The sequence below is a fragment of the Curtobacterium sp. JUb34 genome (assembly GCF_003755065.1).
Classification (GTDB): domain Bacteria; phylum Actinomycetota; class Actinomycetes; order Actinomycetales; family Microbacteriaceae; genus Curtobacterium.
Genome location: NZ_RJVH01000002.1, coordinates 788,867 through 815,360 on the forward strand (window position 1 = coordinate 788,867; position 26,494 = coordinate 815,360).

The window sequence follows — 26,494 nt, forward strand, 5'->3', positions numbered from 1 at the left end:
GCTACTTCTTCTTTTCCTCGACGTCGCCGGACAGCGCGGCGATGAAGGCCTCCTGCGGGACCTCGACCCGACCGATGGTCTTCATGCGCTTCTTGCCCTCCTTCTGCTTCTCGAGGAGCTTGCGCTTGCGGGTGATGTCACCGCCGTAGCACTTCGCCAGGACGTCTTTGCGCATCGCACGGATGCTCTCGCGGGCGATGATGCGGGCACCGATGGCGGCCTGGATCGGCACCTCGAACTGCTGGCGCGGGATGAGCTTGCGCAGCCGCTCGGTCATCAGGGTGCCGTAGGCGTACGCCTTGTCGCGGTGCACGATCGCGCTGAACGCGTCGACCTGGTCGCCCTGCAGCAGGATGTCGACCTTGACGAGGTCGGCCGCCTGGTCGCCGATGGGCTCGTAGTCGAGCGAGGCGTAGCCCTGCGTCTTGCTCTTCAGCTGGTCGAAGAAGTCGAACACGATCTCGCCGAGGGGCATCTCGTAGCGGATCTCGACGCGGTCCTCGCCGAGGTACTCCATGCCGAGCAGGGAGCCGCGGCGCAACTGGCACAGCTCCATGATCGCGCCGACGTAGTCCTTCGGGGCGAGGATCGCTGCGCGGACCATGGGTTCGCGGACCTCGACGATGCGGCCGCCGGGGAACTCGGACGGGTTCGTGACCTCGGTCACGGAGTTGTCCTCGTTCGTGACCTCGTAGATCACGCTGGGCGCGGTCGTGATGAGGTCGAGTCCGAACTCGCGCGAGAGCCGCTCGGTGATGATCTCGAGGTGGAGCAGCCCGAGGAACCCGCAGCGGAAGCCGAAGCCGAGCGCCACCGACGTCTCGGGTTCGTACACCAGTGCCGCGTCGGAGAGCTTGAGCTTGTCGAGCGCGTCACGCAGGTCGGGGTAGTCCGACCCGTCGATCGGGTACAGGCCCGAGAACACCATCGGCTTCGGGTCCGTGTAGCCGGGCAGGGCGTCGGTCGCGGGCTTCTGCGCGCTCGTGACCGTGTCGCCGACCTTGGACTGGCGGACGTCCTTGACGCCGGTGATGAGGTACCCGACCTCGCCGACGGAGAGCCCCTTCGTCGGGATCGGCTCGGGGCTCGACACCCCGATCTCGAGGATCTCGTGCGTCGACTTCGTCGACATCATCTGGACCTTCTCGCGCGGCTTGATCGAGCCGTCGATCATCCGGATGTACGTCACGACGCCGCGGTAGCTGTCGTAGACCGAGTCGAAGATCATCGCGCGGGGCGCGGCCTCGACGTCGCCGACGGGGGCCGGCACGCGGCGGACCACCAGGTCGAGGAGCTCGGGCACGCCGACACCGGTCTTGCCTGAGACGCGCAGGACGTCCTCGGGCTTGCCGCCGATGAGCTGCGCGAGCTCGGCTGCGTACTTCTCGGGTTCCGCTGCCGGCAGGTCGATCTTGTTGAGCACCGGGATGATCTCGAGGTCGTTCTCGAGCGCCAGGTACAGGTTGGCCAGCGTCTGTGCCTCGATGCCCTGGGCGGCGTCGACGAGCAGGATCGCGCCCTCGCACGCCGCCAGGGAACGGGAGACCTCGTACGAGAAGTCGACGTGCCCGGGGGTGTCGATCATGTTGAGCGCGAAGGTCTCACCGTCGAGTTCCCACGGCATGCGGACGGCCTGCGACTTGATCGTGATGCCGCGCTCGCGCTCGATGTCCATGCGGTCGAGGTACTGCGCGCGCATCGCGCGCTCCTCGACGACGCCGGTCATCTGCAGCATGCGGTCGGCCAGCGTGGACTTGCCGTGGTCGATGTGCGCGATGATGCAGAAGTTGCGGATCGCGCCGGCCGGGGTCGCGGCGGGCTCGAGCGGAGCGGATGCTTGTGGGCTCACGGTTCCTCAGGTGGGTCGGACGGTCGCAACAGTCTCCCACGCTTGCGTGCCGGCGTCGCGCAGCGCGGCTCGCACGGTGCGAGGTCGATGCGAGGTCGGTGCGAGTTCGTGCGTGCGTCGCACCGTGCGACGCCGTTCCGTCGTGCGGTGTTCCAGATTCCGTGCGAGGGGCGGGACCTCGCACGGAATCCGGAACCGGGCACGGAACGCGACCAGACCTCGCACGGTGCGATGCGTGGCGGACGCGAGGCGGGCCTCCCGTCCGCACGCTCCGAGCGTCAGACGCCTGCGTGCGCCGGAGCCGGCAGCGCGCCGAGGCCACGGCGGAGGTCGTCCGGCGTGGCCGCGAGGCAGACGCGGATCCAGCCCTCACCGGAGCGGCCGAAGGCGCTGCCCGGCGCGACCGCGACGGCCTCGCGCTGCAGGAGGCCGAGCGCCCACGCCGCGACGTCGCCGTCCGAGGCGTGCGACACGTCGATCCACAGGTAGAACGCGCCACGCGGGTCGAGGTACCGGATGCCGGCGGCGTCCAGCACCTGCTTCGCGACCTCGAGGTTCGCGCGGTAGTGCTCCCGGGCGTCGCGCACCGCGGAGTGGTCCCCCACGATCGCCGCCAGTGCCGCGTACTGGTCCGGTTCGGCGACGCAGCTGATCATCGCCTCCTGCGTCGTGCGCATCGTCGGCCCGAGGCCCTTCGGGGTGACGAGGTACCCGACACGGACACCCGTCATGGCGTACGTCTTGCTGAGCGAGAACGCGGAGAAGACCCGGTCGTCCTCGTCGAGCGCGGCCAGGCTGACGTGGCGGGTGCCGTAGGTGAAGTACTCGTAGACCTCGTCGCTGATCACCCAGAGGTCGTGGCGCTTCGCGACGGCCAGGAGCGCGCGGAGGGTGTCCTCGCCGAACACCGCGCCGAGCGGGTTCGACGGGGAGTTCACCACGAGCACGCGGGTCCGCTCGGTGATGCTCGCCTCGAGCGCCTCGAGGTCGGGTTCGAACCCGTGCTGCGGCTCGAGCCGGTACGGCACCGGCGTGGCCCCGAGGATGTGCGCGTTCATCGTGAAGGTCGTGTAACCCGGGTCCGGCACCAGGACCTCGTCGCCGGGGCTCAGCGTCAGCGTCATCGCCTGGAACAGCGCCTGGGTCGCGCCGATCGTCATCCAGATCTGTTCGAGGTCGGCGTCGATGCGGTTCTCGCGGCGGAGCTTGTCGCGGACCGCCTCGCGCAGGGGTGCGATGCCGCCGTTCGGCGTGTAGTCCGTGCGGTCCTCGGTCCAGGCGCGACGGGCGGCGTCGCCGATGTGCGGTGCCACCGGGACGTCCGGTTCGCCGATCACGAGCATCGTGACCGCGGTCCCGGCGGACTGCAGCAGCGCTGCCTGCTCGAAGACCCTCCGGATGCCGGAGGCGGGCACGGTGTCGATCCGAGGTGCGAGGGATGGCATGTCCGTCACCGTATCCGGTGCATGTTGCCGCGAGATCACGCCGATCCGGCGGTGTTTCGTGCTTTGGTGGCGGGCCGTTCGCCTGGTAATGTTGGTGGCTGGCTTGCGCGTTCCCCGCCCACGGGTGGAACGCGATGCGACCGAGGGCCCCTCTACCCCGCGGTCGCGCCCACCCGTACGAGACGAAGCAGGAGCTACACATGGCGAACATCAAGTCGCAGATCAAGCGCATCAAGACCAACCTCAAGGCCACCGAGCGCAACAAGGCCTACAAGTCGGAGCTCAAGACGTTCATCCGTCACACCAACGAGGCCGTTGCCGCTGGCGACAAGGACAAGGCCGTTGCCGCTCTGGCCACCGCGTCGAAGAAGCTCGACAAGGCCGTGAGCAAGGGTGTCATCCACCGCAACCAGGCCGCGAACCGCAAGTCGGCCATCGCGAAGAAGGTTGCATCGCTCTGATCTCCTGAGTGCTGCACGAAGGCCCCGCACCGTTCGGTGCGGGGCCTTCGTCGTGTGCGGGGGCTTCGGGGGGCGTGGGGCGTCGGGATGGCGGCGGCGGGCCGCACGCTTCGTGAGCAGAAATGGTCGGGTCGCAGGTCGGCACTCGACCATTTCTGCTCACCAAGTACGCGGGTGTGGGCGCGCGACGACCGCTCGGCGACCGGGAGGCGCGGGTCGCCTCAGCGCGCCTCGCCGCGTCGGGCGATGGTGCGGACCATGACCTCGAGCGCGTAGTGCGCGTCGCGCGAGCCGCCCTTCACCGCGGTGTCCGCCTCGGCGATGCTCGTGATCGCGTTCGCGAGTCCGGCTTCGGACCACCCGGCGACGTCACGCTGCGCGCGCTGCACCTGCCACGGCGCCATGCCGAGCGCCGACGCCGCCTGACCGCTCGGTCCGCGGAACGCGCTGACCTTCGCCATCGTGCGGATCTTGCTCGCGAACGCGGCGACGATCGGCACGGGCGCTTCGCCGGTGGCCAGTGCGTGCCGCAGCTCGACGATCGCCGGGGCGGAGCGTCCGGCCAGGGCGATGTCGGCCACCTTGAACGCGTTCGTCTCGACGCGACCGCCGTAGTACTTGTCGACGACCTTGTCGGTGATCTCCTGCGCCTCGTCCGCCAGGAGCTGCCGGCACGCGGCGGCGAGTTCGGCCAGGTCGTCGGCGAAGGCCACCACGAGGGTGCGGACCGCCGAGGGCGCGATCTTGCGTCGGGCGGCGCGGAACTCGGCGTTCACGAAGTCGATGCGGTCGGTCTCGCGCTTGAGTTCGTCGCACAGGACCTCGACGCCACCACCGACCCCGCTGCGGATCGTGTCGAGGAGCTTCTTGCCGCGCACGCCGCCGCCGTGCCGGAGCACCAGGGTGACGTCGTCGGCTGGAGCCTGCAGGTACGAGATGGTCTCGGTGATGAAGGCGTCGGTGCACTTCTCGACGTTGGTGACCCGCACGAGTCGCGGCTCGCCGAACAGCGAGGGGCTCGCGAGCGTCGCGAGCAGGCCGGGGGCGTACTGGTCGGCTTCGAGGTCGTGCACCTCGAGCGCCGGGTCCTCGCCCACGAGCAGGTCCTTGAGCACGCTGCTGGCCCGGTCCGCCAGGAACGCCTCGGGTCCGGTCACGAGCACGACGGGAGCCGGTCGGATCCCCGACCAGGGCACCTGGTCGATCTTCGCTGCGGCGCGCGCGGGCTTCTTGGCGGGCATGCGGTCCTTCCGGTGGTGCCGCCCCGGACGGTGCCGGTGCGACGAGTGCTCCGACGATCCTACGGGCGGCCGCCGACGGCGTGCGCTCCGTCCACACCCGCAGGTCGTCCGCGCCCGTCCGACCGACCACGACGGTGCCGAGTTCGTCGGTCCGGTACGCCGCGGTCCCCGCCGACGCGAGCATCGACAGCGCCGACCGTGTCGGGTGGCCGTACGTGTTGTCCGCGCCGACGCCGACGAGTCCGACACGGGCCGCGAGCTGTCGGTACAGCAGTGGGTCCTGGTCCGCCGAACCGTGGTGCGAGACCTTCACGACGTCGAGCGGGCCGGCGGGCAGCCCACCACCGGAACGGAGTCGACGCTGCGCGGTCTCGCCCAGGTCGCCGAGGAACACCCCGGACAGGCACGTGGAGCAGCCGTCGCCCGGCGGTGGTTCGGTCACGAGCACGATGCTGGCGTCGTTGCCGGCGTCCGGGTCGCCCGCACGCGGCCACACGACGCGCCAGCTGATCGGCCCGAGCACACCGGACACCCGGTCGTCGGCCCGCCGGACGTCGACGCCACCGCGCTGCAGGTCCCGCACGACGCGGGTGTCCGATGCACGACCGACGGGACCGACCAGTGCCGTGTCGACCATGCCCGCGACCTCGTCCACCGCACCGACGTGGTCGCGATCGAAGTGCGTGAGGACGAGCAGGTCGATCCGGCTGATCCGCAGCAGCTCGAGGCAGGCGCGCAGGCGCTCCGGGTCGTCCCCGGTGTCGATCAACGCCGTGCCCACGCCGCCGCGGACCAGCACGGCGTCCCCCTGTCCGACGTCGCACGCAGCGACCGCCCAGTCCCGCGGAACGGTGCCGCGCACGACCAGCACCGGGACCGCGACGGCGGCGACACCGACCACGACGACCACGCCCGCGACGAGCAGCAGGCGGTTCCTGACCGTCGGTGTGCTCAGCACGGCGACCGCGAGGCACGCGCTGACGAGCACCGCGCCGCCCACGCCGACCGTGCCGACCGGCCACGGAGCCGACGCGTACGGCAGTCCTGCGGCGCCGTGGGCGATGCCACCGACCGCCGATGCGGGCACCCAGGCGACGGTTGCGAGTACCGACCCGCCCCACGGCCAGACCGGTGCGAGCAGACACGCACCGAGGCCGACGACGGTGACGATCGGCGCCAGGGGCTCGGCCAGCAGGTTCGCCGGCACCGCGTAGGTCGGCAGCGCCGCCGACAGCGGGATCGTCACGGGCCAGCACGCGACCTGCGCCGCCACCGGCACCGCCAGTGACACGGCGATCGGGGTCCACAGCCGTCGGGCGAACAGCGTTGTGAGCGGTGGTCCGAGCACCACGATGCCGGACGTGGCGAGCACGGACAGCGCGAACCCGAACGATCGCGCGAACCAGGGGTCCACCACGAGCATGCCGATCGCGGCCAGTGCGACGAGCGGCACACCGCGCACGGGGCGGCCGGACAGGTGCACGACCAGCACGACGACCGCCATCACCGTGGCCCGGACGATCGACGGGTCGGGCCGGACGAGCACCACGAAGGCGAGCAGGACGGCGACGGCCGACGCCGCCCGGATGCCACGGGGAGCACCGCAGAGCCGCCCGACCACCACCACCAGGCCGACCACCACGGCGCAGTTCGACCCGGACACCGCGGTCAGGTGGGTCAGCGCCGAGGTCTCCATGGCCGCCTCGGTCTCCGGGTCGAGGCCGGAGCGGTCACCGATCGCCAGGCCGCGGAGGAGCGCGGCCCCCGGCTCGGGCAGACCGGCCGTCGCGCGGACGAAGGCCTGGCGAGCGGCGTCGGTCGCTCCGAGCAGTCCGCCGGGAGGCTCAGTGGTCGGCGCACCCCGGACGAAGAGCACGAACGCGGTCGCGGCTCCGGGGGCGTCGGGTTCGAGGGTCCCGGTACCGGTCACCCGCGTGCCAGCGGCCAGCACCCTGTCGTGGTCGTCACCCGTCGGCACGAGCCGGACCGGTGCCCGGAGCGCGCCCAGGGTGTCGGCGCGCTCGAGCGTCGCGACCACGGATCGGTCACCCGGGCCCAGGTCGCGCGACAGGACCGCGTCGAACGGGACGGCACCCGAGCCGGAGGCGAGAGCCCGGAGCGGCTCCGGTGCACGGCGGGTCTCCCCCACGGTGACCGAGACCGCCAGCAGCGCGGTCAGCCCTGCTGCGAGGAGCACCGGGCCGGCGCAGGCCGAAGCCATCCGCCGACGACGGCCGGCCACGAGCGCGCTCCCTCCGGCCAGCACGGCGGCCACGGCAGCGACGACGGGAGCCGCTCCCGGTCCCCCGACGAGCACGGCCGTGGCGATCCAGGCCGTCGCGACCGGCGCCGCCACCCGCAGGTCCGCCGCGCTGGGCCGCAGCTGCACGGGTACGGGCATCGTGACCGGCACCGCTCACACCCGCACACGGTCGCGGAGCTCGGCGAACCGGACGTCGCCGATGCCGCTGACGTCGAGCAGGTCCTCGACCGCGGTGAACCGACCGTGTTCGTCGCGCCAGGCCAGGATCCGGCCGGCCAACCCCGGACCGATGCCGGGCAGGGTCTCGAGCGCGGCCTGGTCGGCACTGTTCAGGTCGACGACGGCGGCACCGCCGGCTCCCCCCGCACCCGCGCCGTCGTCCGCGCTCCCGCCGCCCCCGGTCGCTGCGGCCGCGCCACCGTCCACCGGATCGAGCGCCGACGGGACCTCGTCCTCGCCCACCCGCGGCACGTACAACCGCTCCCCGTCGGTCAGCACCCGGGCCAGGTTCAACCGGGCGAGGTCGGCGTCCGCCGTCGCCCCGCCGGCCCGCTCGATCGCGTCGGTGACCCGGCTCGACGGCGGCAGGCGCACCACACCGTCGCGCTCGACCGCCCCGAGCACGTGCACCACGACACGCGCCGTGCCCGTGGTGGCCGTCCCCTCACCGGCTGCCGGGCCTGCGGCCGACGCACCGGCGTCCGGCGCACCGGCGGTCGGCGACACGGTCGGAGCCCCGTTGACCACGACCCCGCCCGCACCGGCACCACCGCGCCCGAACAGCGACCCGGCCAGGACCACCACGAGCGCGACCGCCACGACGACCCCGGCCAGCACCACCGCGGCCCGCGGCGACAGCGCCAGACGTGACCACGGCACGCGTCCCGACGACGGCGCGCCGTGCGGTGACCGGGGCTCCGGCGACGAGGGCGACGAGGGCGACGACATGCCCCGAACGCTACGGAGCCCGGCCGATCGGCCGGGCTCCGGAGTGCTGGTCTGTGGACAGGCGCGCCGGCCGCCCACCCTGTGGACAGCGAGACGCCCGCCCTGTGGACGGCCGTCGACGCCCTCCGACTACCCCTTGATCGCGATGTTCACGAGCTTCGGCGCCCGCACGATGACCTTCACGATCTCGCGGTCACCGATGTAGCGCTGCACGTTCGCCGAGTTCCGCGCGAGTGCCTCGAGCTCCGACGGCTCGATCGACTTCGACACCTCGAACGAGTCGCGCACCTTGCCGTTGACCTGCACGACGGCCGTCAGGGTCTCCTGCACGAGCAGCGTCGGGTCGGCCTTCCGCCAGCCGTGCAGCGCGACGGTGGCCTCGTACCCGAGCTGCTCCCACATCTCCTCGCCGGTGTACGGCGCGAACACGGCGAGGCCGAGCGTGACCGTCTCGACCGCTTCGCGCACGGCGGGGTCGGCGGCACCGGGGCCGCTGTCGATCGCCTTGCGGGTCACGTTCACCAGGTCCATGAGCCGCGCGATCACGACGTTGAACTTGAACGACTCCATCAGGCCGGGGGCATCGGCCAGGAACCGGTGCGTCACCTGGCGCAGGGCGCGGTCACCCTCGGCCCAGACGACGTCCGGAGTCGACGTGACGTCGGTCGCCAGCCGGTAGGCGCGAGCCAGGAAGCGCGCCGAGGCGGACGGGGAGACGTCCTCCCAGTTGATGTCGTCCTCCGGCGGCCCGGCGAAGCCCATCACCAGACGGATCGCGTCGACGCCGTTCGCGTCGAGCTCGTCCCCGAGCGAGACGCCACCCTTGGACTTCGACATCTTCGAGCCGCCGGACAGCACCATGCCCTGGTTGAGCAGCGCCGAGAACGGCTCGGTGAAGTCGAGGTAGCCGAGGTCGAACAGCACCTTGGTGACGAAGCGTGCGTACAGCAGGTGCAGGATGGCGTGCTCGATCCCGCCGATGTACTGGTCGACCGGCGCCCACTTGCGGGCGATCGCGGGGTCGAACGCCTGGGTGTCGTCGTTCGCCGCCAGGAAGCGCAGGAAGTACCACGACGAGTCGACGAAGGTGTCCATCGTGTCGGTGTCACGGAGCGCGGGCGTCCCGTCGACCGGGTTCGGCACGTTGACCCAGTCGGTCGCGCCGCCGAGCGGCGAGGTGCCCTTCGGCTTGAGGTCGAGCCCCTCGGTGTCGGGCAGTCGCACCGGCAGCTGGTCGAGCGGGACGGGGTGCTCGCTGCCGTCGGCACCGTGGATGATCGGGATCGGCGTGCCCCAGAAGCGCTGGCGCGAGATGAGCCAGTCGCGCAGGCGGTAGGTCTTGGCGGCGCGACCGGTCCCGCGCTCCTCGAGCAGCGAGATCGCAGCGGTGATCGCGTGCTGCTTCGACATGCCGTCGAGCGGCCCGGAGTTGATCATCCGACCCTGCCCCGTCAGGGCCTCGCCCGTCGTGGCCGGGTTGCGGTCGGGCAGCTCGGTGTCCTCGGTGATCACCGGGATCGCACCGGTGACGGCGGCGTTGGTGTCGACGACGACCTTCACCGGCAGGTCGAACGCCCGCGCGAAGTCGAGGTCGCGCTGGTCGTGCGCCGGGACGGCCATGACCGCGCCGTGCCCGTAGTCGGCGAGCACGTAGTCGGCGGCCCAGATCGGCAGGCGCTCACCCGTGAGCGGGTGGATCGCGAAGCGGCCGAGCGGCACACCGGTCTTCGGCCGGTCGGCGTTCTGCCGGTCGATCTCCGAGGTCTTCTGGGTGGCGACGAGGTACGAATCGAACGCAGCCCGGACGTCGTCCGGAGCAGACGAGACGAGCTCGGCCGCCAGGTCGGAGTCCGGCGCGACGACCAGGAACGTCACGCCGTGGATGGTGTCGGGTCGCGTCGTGAAGACCGTGACGGGCTCGTCCCGGCCCTCGATGACGAAGTCGACGTCGGCACCGACCGAGCGACCGATCCAGTTCCGCTGCTGCGCGATGACCTTGGCGGGCCACCGGCCCTCGAGCTGGTTGAGGTCGTCGAGCAGGCGGTCGGCGTACTCCGTGATCTTGAAGTACCACTGCGTGAGCTTCTTCTTGACGACGACGGCGCCGGAGCGGTCCGAGGTGCCGTCCGGCAGGACCTGCTCGTTCGCGAGCACGGTCTGGTCCACCGGGTCCCAGTTGACCCAGCTGTCCTTGCGGTACGCCAGGCCCTTCTCGTACATCTTCAGGAACAGCCACTGGTTCCACTTGTAGTACTCGGGATCCGAGGTGTGGATCTCGGTGCTCCAGTCGAACGACGGCGCGTAGCGCTTGAAGGACGCCTTCTGCTGCGCGATGTTCGCGTAGGTCCAGTCCTTCGGGTCCACCCCGCGCTTGATCGCGGCGTTCTCGGCGGGCAGGCCGAACGAGTCCCAGCCGATGGGATGCAGGACGTTGAAGCCCTGCTGACGCCAGTAGCGCGCCACGAAGTCGCCGAGCGCCCAGTTCTCGGCGTGCCCCATGTGGAGGTCGCCGGACGGGTACGGGAACATCTCGAGGATGTACTTGCGCGGACGGGTGTCGTCGAGGTCGGTGGTGAAGAGCCCGAGCTCTTCCCAGCGGGGCTGCCACTTCTCCTGGATACGACGGAAGTCGTAGGCGTTCGGGTCCTCGGCGTGCTGCTCGGTGGTCACGGTCGTCAACGATACAAGCCGGGAGGCCCGTCCCGCGTCCGCCAGTCGGCTCACCCGGCGAGCAGGCGCCCGTCCCGCATCCGCAGGGTGCGGTCGACCAGGTCCGTGCTGACCGGCACGTGCGACACGATCACGATCGTGCGGCCCGCTGCGCGGGCCGTCGTCACGAGGTCGCGCAGGACGGCGTCGCCGAGGTCCGGGTCGATGTCCGCCGTGGGTTCGTCGAGCACCAGCACCGGGAACGCGTGCAGGAGGGCGCGGGCCAGGGCGAGGCGGTGCGCCTGGCCGCCGGACACCAGACCGCCGCGCTCCCCCACCGACGCGTCGAGCCCACCGCGACGCCCGACCCACTCGCCGAGGCCCACCCGGTCGAGCACCGCGAGCAGCTCGTCGTCGGTGGCGGTCTCGCGGGCGAACAGCAGGTTCTGCCGCACGGACTGGTCGAAGACGAACGGGTCCTGCTCGATGAGCCCGATGCGGGCACGGACGACGTCGGGGTGCATGTCCTTCGCCGAGATCCCGTCGAGCGTGTACGAGCCCCGGTGGTCGACGAACCGGACGAGCGCGTCGACGAGGGTGGACTTCCCCGCGCCGCTCGGCCCCTCGAGCACGACGACCTCGCCGGGCCGCAGGTCGAGCGAGACCCCGTCGACCGCGGGTGCCGTGGCTCCCGGCCACTGCACGGTCAGGTCGCGCAGCGCCACGGTGACCGGTCCGGACACCGCCAGTTGGGCGGGGTCGGCGTCCTGCTCGGGTTCCGGCACGATGCCCGCGGGCACCTCGGCCGGGACGACCTGCTCGACCCGCTCGGCGGCGGCACGCACCCGGCGGAGCGTGAGGACGGCGAGCGGTACGCCCCCGATGACCTCGAACAGGGCGAGCGGCACGAACACCGTCAGCGCCCAGAGCGGACCGTCGAGCGCCCTGGCCACCACGGCGGGTGCGCCGACGGCCAGGATCCCGATGACCGCCGCGCCGCCGAGCAGCCCGACCAGGGCGCCGACGAGCGACTCGACCGTGCCGCGACGACGCACCGCTCGGGTGACGTCGGCGTCGAGACGGGCGATGTGCGCCAGGCGCTCGTCGAGGGTGCCGTAGGCGGCGAAGACGTCGAGCGTCCGGACGGTGTCGAGCACGAGGTCGGCGACCCGGCCGCGGTCCGCCGCGGTCTCGCGATCGGAGCGCTCGGCGATCGAGCGTGTCACGACCGACCCGAGCAGCGCCGCGACCGCCAGGGCCAGCACGAGCACGAGGGCGGCCGGCACCGACACGAACGCCACGGCGACGACGGACAGCACGGCGACGACCCCGGCGGACACCAGCGGTCCGACGACGCGGATGGGCAGGTCCTGCAGCCGGTCCGTGTCGGTGACCAGTCGGGTCATCAGGTCGCCGCGGCCGGTGCTCCCCAGCCCCGCCGGCGCGACCGAGGCGAGCCGCCGGTACATCTCGGTCCGCACCACCGCGAGCTGCCGGAAGGACGCGTCGTGCCCGGCGAGCCGGTCGACGTAGCGCAGCGCCGCCCGGCCGAGGGCGAACGCCCGCACGCCGACCATCACGAGGGTCAGGTACAGGATCGGCGGGTGCTCGGCGGCACGGGTGATGAGGTAGCCGCTCGCGGCGAGGAGCGCCACGGCGCAGACCGCGCTGAGCGCGCCGGCGGCGACGGCCTTCGCCCATCCCGACCCGTGCGGCAACGCGAGGCGCAGGACGGAGCCCCCACGGGCCTCCCGGGACAGCGCCCGCTGCCGGGACGACACCCGCTGCCGGGACGACACCCGCTGCCGGCTCACGCGCGCGCCCCCGTCCGGACGGTGACCGAGCCGCCGGTGCCGATGTCGAGGCGGACGTCGGCCGCGGCGACGACCGCCGGTCGGTGGCTGGCGACCACGACGACTGCTCCGTCGGCTGCGAGGCCGCGGATCGCGGCGACGACACGGGCCTCGGCCTCGGCGTCGAGCGCCGACGTGGGCTCGTCGAGCAGCACCAACGGCGTGCCGACGCGGCGGGCGCGGTACAGCGCGCGCGCGACGGCGACGCGCTGCGCCTGCCCGCCGGACAGGCCGCTGCCCCCGGCGCCGATCGGGAGGCCCGGGTCGACCTCCAGCCCGGCGTCGCGCAACGCGGTCCGCACGTCCGCGGCGTCGGGGGTCGCGCTGAGCGCGACGTTCTCGGCGACGGTCCCACGCACGAGGCGGGGGCGCTGGTCGGCCCAGGTCGTGCGCTCGGTGGCGGTCGTACCGGCGGTACCGGGCACGACGACGGTGCCGTCGTGCGGCAGGACGCCGCGGAGCGCGGCGATCACGCTCGACTTGCCCGAGCCGCTCGGCCCGGCGAGGACGACGACGGTGCCGGGACCGGCGTGCAGGTCGAGCGGGCCGATCACCACGTCCGGCCGGCGGACGGTCAGTCCGTGCACGGCCAACGCCGTCGCAGCCGTGGCGGCCGCCGCGGTGTCCGCGCCCGCGGCCTGCCTGCCGACGGTGTCCGGCCCGTCGTTCGCCGCGGGGTCCGTGTCGTCGGCGAGGACGTCGAGGACCGCTGCCGATGCATCGACGCCGTCCTGGGCGGCGTGGAAGTCCGCGCCGACCTGACGGATGGGGGCGAACGCCTCGGGAGCGAGGACCAGGACGAACATCGCCGCCCCGAGCCCGAGCGAGCCGTCGACCAACCGGATGCCGATCGACACCGCGACGAGGGCGACGGACAGGCTCGCGGCGAGCTCGAGGGCGAACCCGCTCACGAAGGACAGCCGGAGCACCCCGAGCGTGCCGCGACGGTACTCGTCCGTGACGGCACCGATGCGGCCGACCTGGCGGCGGGCACGACCGAAGACCTTGAGCGTGGACAGGCCCTCGACGGCCTCGAGGAAGGCGCCGCCGAGCTTCGCGAGGGCATCGGACTGCTTCCGCTGCAACGCCTGGGTCGCGAGCCCGATCAGGATCATGAACACCGGGATGACCGGCAGGGCGAACAGGATGATCAGCCCGCTCGTCAGGTCACCGAGGCCGATCGCGACCAGCAGCAGCGGCGTGGCGATCGCGGTCAGTGCGAGCTGCGGCAGGTAGCGGCCGAAGTAGGCGTCGAGCGCGTCGAGCCCCGGCCCCAGGGTGGTGGCGAACCCCGCGCTCGAGCGGCCCGCCAGCCAGGACGGACCACGCTCGGCCGCGCGGGCGAGCACCGTCGTGCGCATCTCGCTCTTCACCTTCGCCGCGGCGCGTGCCGCGAGGTCGTCGGTCGCCCACGCCGCCACCGCACGGAGCACGAAGGCTCCGCCGAGCAGTGCGAGGGCCTGCCCGAGGGCGTCCGGGACACGGCCGACGTGAACCGCGTCGATGCCGAGCGTCACGGCGGCGGCGATCCCCCACGCGATCGCGATGGTCGCGACCGTGCGGAGGACGCCGGTGCCGGCGGCCGCGACGATGAAGCCGCGCGCCGTCCGCGACAGGCGCAGGAGTCGCGGGTCGAGCGGCTTCACCGTCGCCTGCCTAGTGCGCGGCCTGGGTGACCTGGGCCCGCGAGACACGCTTGCGGAACACCCAGTAGGTCCAGGCCTGGTAGGCGAACACGAGGGGGACGAAGATCAGCGCCACCCAGCTCATCACCGTCAGCGTGTACGAGCCGCTCGAGGCGTTGTACACGTTCAGGCTGTTCGCCGGGTCGTTGGTGGCGGGCATGACGTCCGGGAAGATCGCCGTGAACATGGCGAGCACGATCGCGGCGATGGTGACGGCCATCAGCGTGAACGCACGGCCTTCCTTGCCCCAGGCGTTGCAGAGCACGGCCAGGACCAGCGCGAGCGCCGCGACCACGGAGAGCACGAGCGAGGCCGGGGTCGCCCGGACGAACGCCATCCAGACCAGGAACGCGGCGCCGACGAGGATCGTCAGGATGCCGGCCTGGGTCGCCAGGCGCTTGGCGCGCTCGCGGATCTCGCCCTCGGTCTTCAGCGCGACGAACACGACGCCGTGCGTGAAGAACACCAGCAGCGTGGCCACGCCGGTGAGCAGTGCGAACGGGTTCAGCAGGTCGAACAGCGTGCCCGTGTAGTTGTGCCCGGAGTCCATCGGGATCCCGCGCACCACGTTGCCGAACGCGACGCCCCAGAGGAACGACGGCACGGCAGACCCGACGATGATCATCAGGTCGAAGCGGCGCTTCCACTCGAGGTGCTTGTTCTGGTGCCGGTACTCGAACGAGACGCCGCGCAGGATCAGTGCCGCCAGGATGAGCAGCAGCGCCAGGTAGAAGCCGGAGAACATCGTCGCGTACCACTCGGGGAACGCCGCGAACAGGCAGGCGCCGGCGACGATGACCCAGGTCTCGTTGAGGTCCCAGACCGGGCCGATCGTGTTGATGAGCACCCGACGGTCGGTGTCGTCCTTGCCGAGGAAGGGCAGGGACATGCCGACACCGAAGTCGAAGCCGTCGAGGACGAAGTAGCCGACGAAGAACACGCCGACGATCGCGAACCAGAGAACAGGGAGGTCCATCTCAGTACACCGTCACTTCGTGCTTGACCTCGCCGGTCTCCTCGTCGACCGCTGCCGGTGCGGCAGGGCCCTCTTGCGCGACCTTCTTGATGAGCTTGAACTCGACCACCGCCAGCGAGCCGTAGATCACGGTGAACACGATGAGCGAGATGAGGACCTCGAGCCCGGTCACGTTCGGCGAGACGCCGTCGCTGGTCTTGAGCAACCCGAACACGAGCCACGGCTGGCGGCCCATCTCGGTGAAGATCCAGCCGACGATCATCGCGGCCATCGGGAGCGGGACGGTCCAGGTGGCGACGCGCCAGATCCAGCGCTTCGTCGGGAAGCGGCCCTTGCGGGTCAGCCAGAGGCCGGCGAGCGACACCATGACCGCGCCGACGCCGAGCGCGATCATCCAGCGGAACGACCAGTAGGTCACCCAGATGATCGGCTTGTAGTCGCCGGGCCCGTACACCTGCGTGTACTGCGCCTGCAGGTCGTTGATGCCCTCGACCGTGCCGTTGAAGGTGTGCGTCGACAGGAACGACAGCAGGTACGGCACCCGGATCGAGAACAGTTCGTGCACGCCGTCGGGGGTGCCGAGGGTGAAGATCGAGAACGAGGCGTCCTTGCCGGTCGCCGTGTTGTACAGCGCCTCGGCCGCAGCCATCTTCATCGGCTGCGTGTCGACCATCGTCAGGCCGAGCTGGTCGCCGGTGAGCACCGTCAGGGCGCCCGCAGCGACCATGGTCCACATGCCGAACTTCAGCGCCGGCATCATCGTCTCGAGGTTCTGGTTCCGCGCCAGGTGGTACGCGGCGACCGAGATGATGACCGCCGCGGCGACCATGAAGCACGCGAACAACGTGTGCGGGAACGCCGCCAGGGCCACCTTGTTGCCCAGGACCGCCCAGATGTCGGTCAGCTCGGCACGCCCCTTGGCCTCGTTCATCGAGAACCCGACCGGGTGCTGCATGAACGCGTTCGCGGCGATGATGAAGTACGCCGACATGATCGTGCCCGCGCTGACGCACCAGATGCTCGCCAGGTGCAGCCCCTTCGGCAGACGGTCCCAGCCGAAGATCCACACGCCGATGAACGCCGCCTCGAAGAAGAACGCCAGGATCCCCTCGAGCGCGAGGGGCGCCCCGAAGACGTCACCGACGAAGCGCGAGTAGTTCGACCAGTTCATGCCGAACTGGAACTCCTGCACGATGCCCGTCACGACGCCCATCGCGAAGTTGATGAGGAAGATCCGCCCGAAGAACCGGGTCAGCTGCAGGTAGTGCGCTCGACCGGTCCGGTACCAGGCGGTCTGGAACACGGCCACCACGGCGGCCATGCCGATCGTCAACGGGACGAAGAGGAAGTGGTAGATGGTCGTCAGACCGAACTGCCACCGCGACAGGATGAGCGGATCGAGGAGGTCGGTCATGCGGCACTTCCCAGTCGGGTCGCCGCGCGCAGTCGGTGCACGTCAGTGTCTTCCTGTGGAACGGATACATCAGATGTCACAGCCGTTGGGACCCTTCAACGGTACCGCGCCACCACCCACTTCGACAACTTGTAGAAATGTTCCGTGCACGAACGTGCAGCGGCAGTGATCGGCACAACCGTGCGGCACGGATGTGCCGATCGGCACCGCCGGGAACGACGACAGGCGCCGGGCAGTTGCCCGACGCCTGTCGTCTAACTCGCAGAGACTGCTGCTACAGCAGGCCCTCGTCCGTCAGGAACTCCTTGGCGATGGTGGACGCCTTCTCCTTGTCCGCCGTGCTCTTGGTGTTGAGCTCGATCAGGGCTTCGGGGGTCAGCTTCTCGTTGACCGAGTCGATCGCGTCCGCGGCCTTGTCGTTCACCTTGTCGGAGACGACGGGGATGACGTTCTGCGGCAGGATGAGGTTCTCCGGGTCCTCGAGCGTGACGAAGTCGTTCGCCTTGATGCTCGGGTCGGCGCTGTAGATGTCGGCGAGCTGGACGGTGCCGTCCTTCAGCGCCTTGACCGTCAGGGCTCCGCCGGAGTCCTCGACCGCCTTGAAGTCGACGTCGACGCCGTAGACCGACTTCAGGCCCTTCGGACCGTACGGACGGGTCTGGAACTCGGAGTTCGCGCCGACCGTGAGCTTGGACTTGACGTCCTTCAGGTCGGCCAGGCTCGTCACGTCGTTGTCCTCGGAGAACTGCTTCGTGACGGTGTAGCTGTCCTGGTCGGTCGCCTCGGCCTCGTCGAGGACCCGGAGGCCCTTCGGCAGCGCCGTCTCGAGGCCGTCGTCGATCTCGTCGGCGGTCTTCGCCTTGGAGTCCTTGTCGAAGTACTGCAGCAGGTTGCCGCTGTACTCGGGCATGACGTCGATCGCGCCCTTCTCGAGCTGCGGGATGTAGACCTCGCGCTGCCCGATGTTGAAGTTGCGCTTGACCTCGAAGCCGTTCTTCTCGAGGACCTGTGCGTAGAGCTCGGCGATGATCTCGTTCGAGTAGTACTGCTGCGAGCCGACGACGATCGTCTTGGAGTCGGACGACGCGCTGGAGCCGCTGTCGAGCGGGTCGCTCGACGCGCAGCCGGTCAGGGCGGCGGCGACGCCCAGTGCGAGCGCTGCTGCGACGCCCGCACGGATCTTTGCTGTGATCACGATGGATTTCCTTCCGGGATGGGATTGCGGGCTCGCTCGCGCGATCCCTGGCGCTGCCGGGCCGACGGGTCGGCGGTGCCCTTGGGCACCGACGCTCGCTGCAGCACGGCGAACACGATCTCGAACGCGATCGCGAGTGCGATCACGAGGATGGAGGCGCCGAGCATCTCGGCGTAGTCCTGGGTCTTCAGACCGAGGAAGAAGTAGCCGCCGAGGCCGCCGGCACCGACGTAGGCGGCGAGCGTTGCCGTCGCGACGACCTGCAGCACGGCCGCGCGGAACCCGCCGATCAGCAGGGGCAGGCCGAGCGGGACCTCGACCTTCCACAGGATCTGCCAGCCCGTCATGCCCTGCGCCTTCGCGGCGTCGACCGTAACGGGCTCGACCGACTCGATGCCCGAGTAGGCACCGGCCAGCACCGAGGGGATCGCCAGCACGACGAGCGCCAGGAGCGGCGCCTGCAGTCCGATGCCGAGCAGGAGTCCGAACAGGGAGAGCACGCCGAGCGTCGGCAGTGCTCGGATCCCCCCGGACACGGCGATCGAGAAGCCCCGTGCGCGGCGTGTGTGGCCGATGGCGTACCCGATCGGCACCGCGATCACCGAGGCGATCACGACGGCGAGCAGGGTGATCCAGACGTGCTCCCAGAGCCGTCCGGGGATCGCGTTGTAGCCGGAGTAGTTGGTGGGGTCGAAGACCCAGGCGAAGGCCTGTCCGATGATCACGAGGAGACCTCCGCGGTCTGCAGCACGCGGCGGGCCTGTCGGCGCGACACCGAGGCCGTCCGGGTCCACGGCATCACGATGCGGCCGAGCAGCACGAGGAGACCGTCGAGCACGAACGCCAGCACGAGGACCATGACGATGCCGGAGATGATCTCCTCGTAGATGCCGCGGCCGAGTCCGTCCGTGAACAGGGACCCGAGGCTCTGGATGCCGAGGACTGCGCCGACGGTGGTGAGCGAGATGGTGGAGACCGAGACCACCCGCAGCCCGGCGAGGAGCACCGGCCCGGCGAGCGGCAGTTCGACGCGGAAGAACCGCTGCGCCGACGAGTACCCCATTGCGGTCGACGCCGACTTCGTCCCGGAGTCCACCGACGTGAGCCCGTCGACCGTCGACCGGACCATGAGGGCGAGGCCGTACAGCGTCAACCCGATCACCACGTTGACCGGGCTCTGCAGACCGGTGCCGATGATGCCCGGCAGTGCCACGAACAGCGCCAGCGACGGGATCGCGTAGAGGAGTCCGGCGAACGTCACGATGCCGCTGCCGACGCCGGAGGCGAGGCGCGATCCGCCGGGGCGCTGGAGCCGGACGACGAGCCAGCCGATGGGGATGGACAGCAGGAAGGCGATGATGATCGGCGGGATGGCGATGGCCAGGTGCGCGACTGTGGCGTCACGGATCGTGTCGAGGTTCGCCAGCACCCACTTCACCGGGTGCCTCCACCCTGCGCCGGAGCACCCGGGGCGTCCTGCGACGCTCCGGCCTGGTTCGAGGTGGGGTCGGCCTGCACCGCGGCGGCGGCGTCGACGACGTTGACCGGTCCGGTGAGGACCCCGGCGGCGCGCCCGTCACCGTCGACGACGATCGGGCCCGTGGGGGTGTGCTCGACGCGCAGCGACCGACGCCCACGACCCACGCCGATGAAGTTCGCGACGAAGTCGTCGGCCGGCTCGGCCAGGATCTCGGACGGCGTGCCCTGCTGGGCGATCTCGCCGCCCTTCTTCAGGATGACGACCTGGTCGCCGAGCTTGAACGCCTCGTCGATGTCGTGCGTGACGAACACGACGGTCTTGCCGAGTTCGCGCTGCAGGCGGATGAGCTCGTCCTGCAGGTCGTTGCGGACCAGCGGGTCGACGGCGCCGAAGGGCTCGTCCATGAGCAGGATGTTCGGGTCGACGGCCAGCCCGCGGGCCACACCGACACGCTGCTGCTGCCCGCCGGACAACTGGGACGGGTACCGGTCGGCGAACGCCCGGTCGAGTCCCACGGTGTCCATGAGCTCGAGCGCACGAGCGCGGGCATCGGCCTTCGACGCCCCCGTCAGCAGGGGCACGGTCGCGATGTTGTCGACGACCTTGCGGTGCGGCAGCAGACCGGAGTTCTGCATGACGTACCCGATGCTCCGACGGAGCTTGACCGGGTCGACGCCGGAGACGTCGGAGCCGTCGATCTGCACGGAACCCGAGGTGGGGTCGACCATCCGGTTGATCATGCGCAGCAGCGTCGTCTTGCCGCACCCGCTCGAACCGACGAAGACGGTGGTGGTCCGGGACGGGATCACGAGGTCGAAGTCGTCGACCGCGGTGGTGCCGTCCGGGTAGGTCTTGCGAACCGAGCGGAACTCGATCATGGGTGCCCTTCTGTTCGGAGGTAGCCCGACTCCGGATGAGAGTACCCGTGGGTGCCGACATCGGTTCGGTGTGACGAACCGTGACCGCCCCGCGGCGGCGACCGGTGCGGTGAACGGACACCGCGCACGACGCATCCAGCGGGGACGACGACGCCCGCGCCTCCTGTTCGGAAGCGCGGGCGGATCGGATCGCTCGCGGCGTGTCGCGCCGGTCAGCCGGCGGCGACCACCGACTCCATGTGGGCACGGCTCATCGCGCGGTACTCGGCGATGAGCGCTGTGTCGGGGTTCGCACGGTCGCGGTGCGCCCGCGCGAGCACGGCGTGTCCGGACTCGGCCAGCACCACCCAGGCCCGCGCGATGCGCTCGTCGTCGGGCAGACCGAACCGGTCGCGCATGATCTGCCCGACGGCGGCACCGAGCGCCCCCATGCGGTCTTCGGCGTCACCGGTCCCGGTGTCCGCGGTGTCGCCGAAGCGGATCGCGCGGAAGCCCGGCTCGGTGCGGTAGAGCTCCGCCGTCTCGTCGATCAGCGCGTCGCAGGCCTGCTGCCAGGTCTCCGCGCCACTCGCGTCGAGCGCCGCGACGAAGCGCGCCGCGAGGCGCTGCGTGCAGCGGATGGCGAGTGCCTCGACCACGGCGATGCGGTCCGGGAAGTAGCGGTAGACGGTGCCGATGGACGCCCCGGCCCGTTCGGCGACCATCGCGGTCGTGAGTCGTTCGAACCCGATCTCGTCGATCACCGCGGCAGCAGCGTCGAGCAGACCCGCGAGGCGCGCCGAACTGCGGGCTTGGACCGGCTCGTTCCTGAGCAGTGATGATCCCCCCGGCAGAGCGTTCGTTACCTCGGTGACGAGCACGTGTTCTCCTCTTGCGCTCCAGCGCGGTTGGTTGGTGTGACGAGGACGATTTTCGCAGAGACCGGCTGGAACATGGCTGCGACTCACCACAGGCACCCTGGGACGTGGACTTCCGGGTCGTGCATGGGATGATGGGGCGATGCCCGACCCGACGCCCCACGAGCCGTCGTTGGCCGAGCCGCTCCTGCACCGCGCGGCCCGCATCGAGGACGCCGTCCAGGAGTTCCGCGAGCACCGTGCCCGAAGCCGTGGCCTGGTCCCGACCGTCGTCCCCTACACGGGCTACGGCGCCCCCGGATGGGTCCGGATCCTGTGCCGTGTGCTGCTGACCCGCCGTGGTCTCGCCTCCGACGTCTCGTACGCCGGCGTCCGCGGGTGGAAGAGCTTCACGAGCGTCGCGGTCGACCACGCCGAGGTCACCGTCACCGCCGGCGGGGTCTCGCACGTCGTCGAGACCGACCGCGGTGGGGTCGTCGACACCATCGTGCCGATCGACCTCGAACCGGGCTGGCGCACCGTGCGCCTGTCGGCCGGCGGCGGCCGCGACGTCGAGGCCGACGTGTTCGTCGTGCACCCCGACACCCGCTTCGGCCTGCTGTCCGACATCGACGACACGGTGATGGTCACCTCGCTCCCCCGCCCGATGCTGGCCGCCTGGAACTCGTTCGTCCTCACCGAGCACGCCCGCCGCCCGGTGCCGGGCATGTCCGTGCTGTACGAACGTGTGCAGGCGCAGCACCCCGGCTCCCCGACGGTGTACCTGTCCACCGGTGCCTGGAACGTCGCCCCGACGCTGCAGCGCTTCCTGACCCGCAACATGTACCCGTCGGGCACGCTCCTGCTCACCGACTGGGGCCCCACGCACGACCGCTTCTTCCGGAGCGGGCAACTGCACAAGCAGCAGAACCTCCGACGTCTGGCGAAGGACTTCCCGGACGTCCAGTGGCTGCTCGTGGGCGACGACGGCCAGCACGACGAGTCGCTGTACGGCGAGTTCGCCCGCGAGCACCCCGAGAACGTCGCGGGCGTCGCGATCCGACAGCTGTCCACGAGCGAGGCGGTCCTCGCCGGTGGACGCTCCCGGGCGCAGGAGCGCTCCCGCGACACCTCGGCGCCGTGGGTCTACGCACCGGACGGCGCCGGGCTCTGGTCCGAGCTCGCGCGCGTCGGCCTCGCCGAGGCAGACGCCTCCGACCCGGCCTGAGCGAGGTTTCAGGCACACCGCCGGCACGCGGCCGGCAGACGGCCGGCGACCCGGCCGCTCATCCCCCGCGCTCGGTCACCGGGTGTTCGATCGGGGCATGAGCACCGACACGGACCCGGACCGGACCGCCGACGCCGAGCGTCCACCAGGGACCCCCGCGAATCCCCTGAACCGCATCGAGGACCACGCCGTCATCGGCGACACCTCGACCGCCGCGCTCGTCGGCCGCGACGGCACGATCGACTGGGCGTGCCTGCCGCGCTTCGACAGCACCGCGACGTTCGCCTCGCTGCTCGGCACCGAGGACCACGGGCACTGGACGCTCCGCCCGACCGACCCCACGGCGACCGCACATCGGAAGTACCACGGCGACACACTCGTCCTGTCGACGGTCTGGACCACGGCCGACGGCGTCGTCGAGGTGACCGAGTTCATGCCCGTCGGCGCGCACCGCCCGTCCATCGTCCGCCGTGTCCGCGGGCTGAGCGGCACGGTCGAGGTGCAGCAGACCCTGCGGATCCGGTTCGACTACGCCCTCGCCCTGCCGTGGGTCCGCCAGATCGGTGGCGACGAGGACCCGGCACTGCTCGCCACCGCCGGTCCCGGGTCGGTCATCGTGCGTGGCCCACGGTTCCGGGCGTCGGACCACCGGCACACGGCCACCGCGACGATCCACGACGGTGACGTACTCGACACCGTCCTCACCTGGTACCCCTCGCACCGCGAGCCCCCGGCGCCCGTCGACGTCGACGCCGAACTCCACCGCACCGTGGGGTGGTGGACGGACTGGATGGCGACGGCGCGCACCGAGGGTCGCTACGCCGACGCCGCCCGCCGCTCCCTCCTGCTGCTCCGCGCCATGACCCACGGCGAGACCGGCGGCGTGGTGGCCGCCGTGACCACCAGCCTGCCGGAGGACCCGGGCGGCGAACGCAACTGGGACTACCGCTACGTGTGGCTCCGCGACGCCTCCCTCGCCCTCGCCTCGCTCATCGCGCACGGCTACCGCGACGAGGCGGCACACTGGCGCGGCTGGCTGCTCCGCGCCATCGCCGGCGACCCCGCCGACGTGCAGATCATGTACGGCATCGCCGGGGAGCGCGAACTGCCGGAACGCGAACTCCCGCACCTGCCCGGGTACGCCGGCTCGACGCCCGTCCGGGTCGGCAACGGCGCGTACACGCAGTACCAGGGCGACGTGTTCGGCGAAGTCCTGGCAGCGCTGCACGACGCCCGCGAGCTCGGGGTCGAGGAGAACGCCGACTCGTGGGCCCTGCAGCGCGCCCTGCTCGGCTACGTCGAGGAGCACTGGCAGGAACCCGACAACGGCATCTGGGAGATGCGCGGCCCGCGACGGCACTTCACGCACTCGCGCGCGATGATCTGGGCCGCGTTCGACCGTGGGGTCGCGGCGGTCGAGGAGTTCGGTCTCGAAGGGCCCGTCGACCGCTGGCGCACCCTGCGCGACCAGGTGCGGGCCGAGATCGAGGAGCACGGCTGGAACGCCGCCCGTGGCAGCTACCGGCAGCACTACGACACCGACGAGGTCGATGCGAGCCTGCTCGTGCTGCCGCAGATCGGGTACGTCTCCGCCCACGACGCCCGGATGGCAGGCACCGTCGCCGCCATCGAGCAGGACCTGTCGACCGGCTCCGACGGCCTCGTGCTGCGGTACCGGACGTCGTCCGGGTTCGACGGCCTCACCGGCGCGGAGCACCCGTTCCTGGCGTGCTCGTTCTGGCTGGTCGAGCAGTACGCGGCCTCGGGACGGATCGACGACGCCGAACGCCTCATGGACGTGCTCGTCGGGTACGCGAACGACGTCGGGATGCTGTCCGAGGAGGTCGACGTCACCACCGGCCACCACGTCGGCAACACGCCGCAGGTGCTGTCGCACCTGACGCTCGTGTCCGCGTCGGACGCCATCGCCCGGGCGCGGGGCGCCTCGACCGGGCACCGCACGCGGCTGCCCGTGCACGACGGTGGCACCCGCTCGTGGACCGGCGAAGGCGAGCGCGCCGGCGGGCCCGCCTGATGCGGTGGTCCTGACCACGGAACGGACGGGAGGCACGGTGCCAGCTGGCACCGTGCCTCCCGTCCGCCGTTCCGCCCGTTCAGGGCGCGACGGTCACGTCCGTCAGGACGACGACTCCCAGTCCGCCGGGCCGCGCGAACCCGCGCGGTACTCCTCGAGCGGGACCTCGTCGGCCTTCCATGCCTTGACGACCGGCTCGACGATCTCCCAGCAGCGCTCGGCCACGTCGCCGCGGATCGAGAGCAGCGGGTCGTCGTGGAAGATGCCGTTCAGGACCTCACCGTAGGGGGTCAGCTCGCCGTCGCTGAACGACGACGACAGGGTGACCTGGCCCATCTCGAACGGGTTGCCACCGCCGTTGGCCGACACGGTCAGCTCGATCTCGTCCGGGTTCAGGACGATGCGGAGCGTGTCCGCCTTCGGGCGACCGCTCAGGCCGGAGGGCAGGCGGGTCACCGGCTTGAAGGTGATCAGCACCTCTTTCCGGCTGTTGCCGAGTGCCTTGCCGGACCGCAACGTGAACGGAACGCCCTTCCAACGGGCGGTGTCGACCTCGACCGAGATCTCGGCGAGCGTCTCGGTGCTCCGCGACTTGTCGACGCCGTCCTCGTCCTGGTACGACGGCAGTTCCTTGCCGTCGATCGTGCCGGCCGTGTAGACGGCGCGACGCGACGCGATCTTCGGGTCGCCGCCCTTGAGCTCGGTCGAACGGAGCACCCGGGCCAGGGACGAGCGGAACTCGACCGAATCGATGTCCGCCGGGGCGTCCATCGTCACGATGCCGAGGATCTGCAGGAGGTGCGACTGGATCATGTCGACCATCGCGCCGGCCTCGTCGTAGTACTGGGCGCGGTTCTCGAGACCGAGGGTCTCGTCGTAGAAGACGTCGACCTTCTCGATGTTGTCGGCGTTCCAGATCGGCTCGAACAGGCGGTTCGCGAAGCGCAGACCGATGATGTTGAGGACCGTGGTGCGTCCGAGGAAGTGGTCGGTGCGGTGCACGCGCTCTTCGGGGACGAGCTTCAGCACCGTCTCGTTGAGGGCCCTGGCACTCGCGACGTCGGTGCCGAACGGCTTCTCGAAGGCCAGCGTGGTACCCGCGGGGAGCTCCACGTGCTCGAGCGCCTCGCAGATGTCGGAGGCGATCTGCGGCGGCAGGGCGAAGTACAGGATCGGCTCGGCCTCGGCCGCGTCCAGCAGGGCCTTGAGGTGCTCTGGGTCGGTGGGGTCGCCCTGGATGAACTGGGTCGACGCGAGCGTCGCGTCGACCTCGGGTCCCTTGACGTCCTGCGACGCGAAGGACTTCGTGACGATGTCCTTCCACTGCTCCTCGCTGCGGGCGCTGCGGCCCGTGCCGATGAGCTGGACGGGAACCGCTCGACCGCTCTGCAGGAACGTGCCGAGGCCCGGCAGCAGCAGGCGGGAGGCGAGGTCGCCCGTCGCGCCGAAGATGATGAGGGTGCGCTTGTCGGTCACCTGAGGTGACTCCTTTCGCTGTGGTGGGGAGGTCCGCTCCAGTCAAGCCGCGGGCGGGCCCGTTTGTTCCGGATCGGGGACCGGAGTTCGTGGGGCGCCTGGACGCACTTCGGGCGGCACCGGATGTGGTGCCGCCCGAAGTGTCAGGTGCGTTGCAGCGTCAGGTCAGTGCCCGAAGTTGCCGCGGTAGTACTCGTAGACCCAGCCGACCAGGGTGACCGCCACCAGGGCGAGGCCGATCGGGACGATCCACAGCCCGGCTGCGACGCCGAGGAAGCAGACGGCGACCGCTGCTGCCAGCAGGATCGGCCACCACGACCAGGGGCTGAAGTGCCCGAGCTCGGCGTCGCCGTCCTCGATGTTGGCGTCGGGGCGGTCCTCGGGCAGCACGCCGCCCTGGGACGCCATGACCTTGCCGAGGTAGAAGGCGATGAACGCCGACATGATGCCGGTCAGGCCGATCGCAACGGTGCCGACCCACTCCGGGCGCCCGTAGTAGAGCAGCGCCCAGATCGTGTACGCGGCGTCCGCGAGGATGAAGAACCCGAAGAGGATCCAGAACAGGTTGGTGTTCGCGCGCAT

Annotated in this window: 19 protein-coding genes and 1 pseudogene; 3 read left to right on the plus strand and 17 right to left on the minus strand. The window is 70.9% G+C overall.

Annotated features, from left to right (window positions below):
- Window position 1 precedes the first annotated feature (1 nt).
- Together lepA and EDF63_RS10255 are read right to left on the minus strand one after the other, a co-directional pair.
- Window positions 2–1,849 (minus strand): translation elongation factor 4, encoded by a 1,848-nt coding sequence (gene lepA / locus EDF63_RS10250; RefSeq protein ID WP_123312908.1) that lies wholly within the window; start codon window positions 1,847–1,849, stop codon window positions 2–4.
- A 278-nt stretch (window positions 1,850–2,127) separates the two neighbouring features.
- Complete coding sequence (locus EDF63_RS10255) at window positions 2,128–3,294, minus strand: pyridoxal phosphate-dependent aminotransferase (RefSeq protein ID WP_123312909.1); 1,167 nt, start codon at window positions 3,292–3,294, stop codon at window positions 2,128–2,130.
- Window positions 3,295–3,494: 200 nt separating this feature from the next.
- On the opposite strand from EDF63_RS10255, the gene rpsT reads away from it, so the two are divergent.
- A complete protein-coding gene (gene rpsT / locus EDF63_RS10260) occupies window positions 3,495–3,755 on the plus strand; it encodes a 30S ribosomal protein S20 (protein WP_123312910.1) in 261 nt (86 codons plus the stop codon).
- A 221-nt stretch (window positions 3,756–3,976) separates the two neighbouring features.
- On the opposite strand, the gene holA is transcribed toward rpsT, so the two are convergent.
- The 13 genes and pseudogenes from holA to EDF63_RS18665 all read right to left on the minus strand — a co-directional run bounded on the left by holA (window position 3,977) and on the right by EDF63_RS18665 (window position 21,080).
- Complete coding sequence (gene holA, locus EDF63_RS10265; RefSeq protein WP_123312911.1) at window positions 3,977–4,996, minus strand: DNA polymerase III subunit delta; 1,020 nt, start codon at window positions 4,994–4,996, stop codon at window positions 3,977–3,979.
- A 346-nt stretch (window positions 4,997–5,342) separates the two neighbouring features.
- A pseudogene (locus EDF63_RS19115) lies at window positions 5,343–7,397 on the minus strand (ComEC/Rec2 family competence protein); the annotation flags it as partial.
- Between the two features lie 15 nt (window positions 7,398–7,412).
- The gene (locus EDF63_RS10275; protein ID WP_123312912.1) at window positions 7,413–8,207 is read right to left on the minus strand and encodes a ComEA family DNA-binding protein; all 795 of its coding nucleotides are present in this window, start codon (window positions 8,205–8,207) and stop codon (window positions 7,413–7,415) included.
- A gap of 129 nt (window positions 8,208–8,336) precedes the next feature.
- The gene (leuS, locus tag EDF63_RS10280; RefSeq protein ID WP_123312913.1) at window positions 8,337–10,877 is read right to left on the minus strand and encodes a leucine--tRNA ligase; all 2,541 of its coding nucleotides are present in this window, start codon (window positions 10,875–10,877) and stop codon (window positions 8,337–8,339) included.
- A gap of 50 nt (window positions 10,878–10,927) precedes the next feature.
- Window positions 10,928–12,670 (minus strand): thiol reductant ABC exporter subunit CydC, encoded by a 1,743-nt coding sequence (gene cydC / locus EDF63_RS10285; protein WP_260233050.1) that lies wholly within the window; start codon window positions 12,668–12,670, stop codon window positions 10,928–10,930.
- Window positions 12,667–14,355, minus strand: coding sequence for a thiol reductant ABC exporter subunit CydD (gene cydD, locus EDF63_RS10290; RefSeq protein ID WP_123312914.1), 1,689 nt, complete (start codon window positions 14,353–14,355; stop codon window positions 12,667–12,669). The genes cydC and cydD overlap by 4 nt, the downstream gene beginning before the upstream one ends.
- Window positions 14,356–14,365: 10 nt before the next feature.
- The gene (gene cydB / locus EDF63_RS10295; protein ID WP_123312915.1) at window positions 14,366–15,370 is read right to left on the minus strand and encodes a cytochrome d ubiquinol oxidase subunit II; all 1,005 of its coding nucleotides are present in this window, start codon (window positions 15,368–15,370) and stop codon (window positions 14,366–14,368) included.
- Window position 15,371: 1 nt separating this feature from the next.
- A complete protein-coding gene (locus EDF63_RS10300) occupies window positions 15,372–16,784 on the minus strand; it encodes a cytochrome ubiquinol oxidase subunit I (RefSeq protein ID WP_123312916.1) in 1,413 nt (470 codons plus the stop codon).
- A 274-nt stretch (window positions 16,785–17,058) separates the two neighbouring features.
- Window positions 17,059–17,979 (minus strand): ABC transporter substrate-binding protein, encoded by a 921-nt coding sequence (locus tag EDF63_RS10305; protein WP_123312917.1) that lies wholly within the window; start codon window positions 17,977–17,979, stop codon window positions 17,059–17,061.
- The gene (locus tag EDF63_RS10310) at window positions 17,976–18,704 is read right to left on the minus strand and encodes an ABC transporter permease (RefSeq protein WP_123313146.1); all 729 of its coding nucleotides are present in this window, start codon (window positions 18,702–18,704) and stop codon (window positions 17,976–17,978) included. Before EDF63_RS10310 ends, EDF63_RS10305 begins: the two co-directional genes overlap by 4 nt.
- A complete protein-coding gene (locus tag EDF63_RS10315; RefSeq protein ID WP_123312918.1) occupies window positions 18,701–19,417 on the minus strand; it encodes an ABC transporter permease in 717 nt (238 codons plus the stop codon). Before EDF63_RS10315 ends, EDF63_RS10310 begins: the two co-directional genes overlap by 4 nt.
- Window positions 19,414–20,337 carry an ABC transporter ATP-binding protein gene (locus tag EDF63_RS10320; protein ID WP_123312919.1) on the minus strand — a complete coding sequence of 308 codons (924 nt, stop codon included), beginning with the start codon at window positions 20,335–20,337 and terminating at the stop codon, window positions 19,414–19,416. The genes EDF63_RS10315 and EDF63_RS10320 overlap by 4 nt, the downstream gene beginning before the upstream one ends.
- A gap of 212 nt (window positions 20,338–20,549) precedes the next feature.
- The gene (locus tag EDF63_RS18665) at window positions 20,550–21,080 is read right to left on the minus strand and encodes a TetR/AcrR family transcriptional regulator (RefSeq protein WP_395871788.1); all 531 of its coding nucleotides are present in this window, start codon (window positions 21,078–21,080) and stop codon (window positions 20,550–20,552) included.
- A 256-nt stretch (window positions 21,081–21,336) separates the two neighbouring features.
- Between EDF63_RS18665 and EDF63_RS10330 the strand changes: the two genes are divergently transcribed.
- Both EDF63_RS10330 and EDF63_RS10335 read left to right on the plus strand, forming a co-directional pair.
- A complete protein-coding gene (locus EDF63_RS10330; RefSeq protein WP_111085765.1) occupies window positions 21,337–22,401 on the plus strand; it encodes an App1 family protein in 1,065 nt (354 codons plus the stop codon).
- A 97-nt stretch (window positions 22,402–22,498) separates the two neighbouring features.
- Window positions 22,499–24,436, plus strand: coding sequence for a glycoside hydrolase family 15 protein (locus tag EDF63_RS10335; protein WP_123312920.1), 1,938 nt, complete (start codon window positions 22,499–22,501; stop codon window positions 24,434–24,436).
- 102 nt (window positions 24,437–24,538) lie between these two features.
- Here EDF63_RS10335 and EDF63_RS10340 read toward each other — a convergent pair whose 3' ends face one another.
- Together EDF63_RS10340 and EDF63_RS10345 are read right to left on the minus strand one after the other, a co-directional pair.
- Window positions 24,539–25,912: a glucose-6-phosphate dehydrogenase gene (locus tag EDF63_RS10340; RefSeq protein WP_123312921.1), complete on the minus strand. Its 1,374-nt coding sequence runs from the start codon at window positions 25,910–25,912 to the stop codon at window positions 24,539–24,541.
- A 165-nt stretch (window positions 25,913–26,077) separates the two neighbouring features.
- On the minus strand, window positions 26,078–26,494 hold the full coding sequence (locus EDF63_RS10345) for a cytochrome c oxidase subunit 4 (RefSeq protein WP_123312922.1): 417 nt from the start codon (window positions 26,492–26,494) through the stop codon (window positions 26,078–26,080).

Excerpts from the sequence above, each read along its gene's own strand:
- EDF63_RS10255 (WP_123312909.1), bottom strand. The coding sequence starts at position 3,294 with ATGCCATCCCTCGCACCTCGGATCGACACCGTGCCCGCCTCCGGCATC.
- rpsT (WP_123312910.1), top strand. The coding sequence starts at position 3,495 with ATGGCGAACATCAAGTCGCAGATCAAGCGCATCAAGACCAACCTCAAG.
- holA (WP_123312911.1), bottom strand. The coding sequence starts at position 4,996 with ATGCCCGCCAAGAAGCCCGCGCGCGCCGCAGCGAAGATCGACCAGGTG.
- EDF63_RS10275 (WP_123312912.1), bottom strand. The coding sequence starts at position 8,207 with ATGTCGTCGCCCTCGTCGCCCTCGTCGCCGGAGCCCCGGTCACCGCAC.
- cydB (WP_123312915.1), bottom strand. The coding sequence starts at position 15,370 with ATGGACCTCCCTGTTCTCTGGTTCGCGATCGTCGGCGTGTTCTTCGTC.
- EDF63_RS10300 (WP_123312916.1), bottom strand. The coding sequence starts at position 16,784 with ATGACCGACCTCCTCGATCCGCTCATCCTGTCGCGGTGGCAGTTCGGT.
- EDF63_RS10320 (WP_123312919.1), bottom strand. The coding sequence starts at position 20,337 with ATGATCGAGTTCCGCTCGGTTCGCAAGACCTACCCGGACGGCACCACC.
- EDF63_RS10330 (WP_111085765.1), top strand. The coding sequence starts at position 21,337 with ATGCCCGACCCGACGCCCCACGAGCCGTCGTTGGCCGAGCCGCTCCTG.
- EDF63_RS10335 (WP_123312920.1), top strand. The coding sequence starts at position 22,499 with ATGAGCACCGACACGGACCCGGACCGGACCGCCGACGCCGAGCGTCCA.
- EDF63_RS10345 (WP_123312922.1), bottom strand. The coding sequence starts at position 26,494 with ATGCGCGCGAACACCAACCTGTTCTGGATCCTCTTCGGGTTCTTCATC.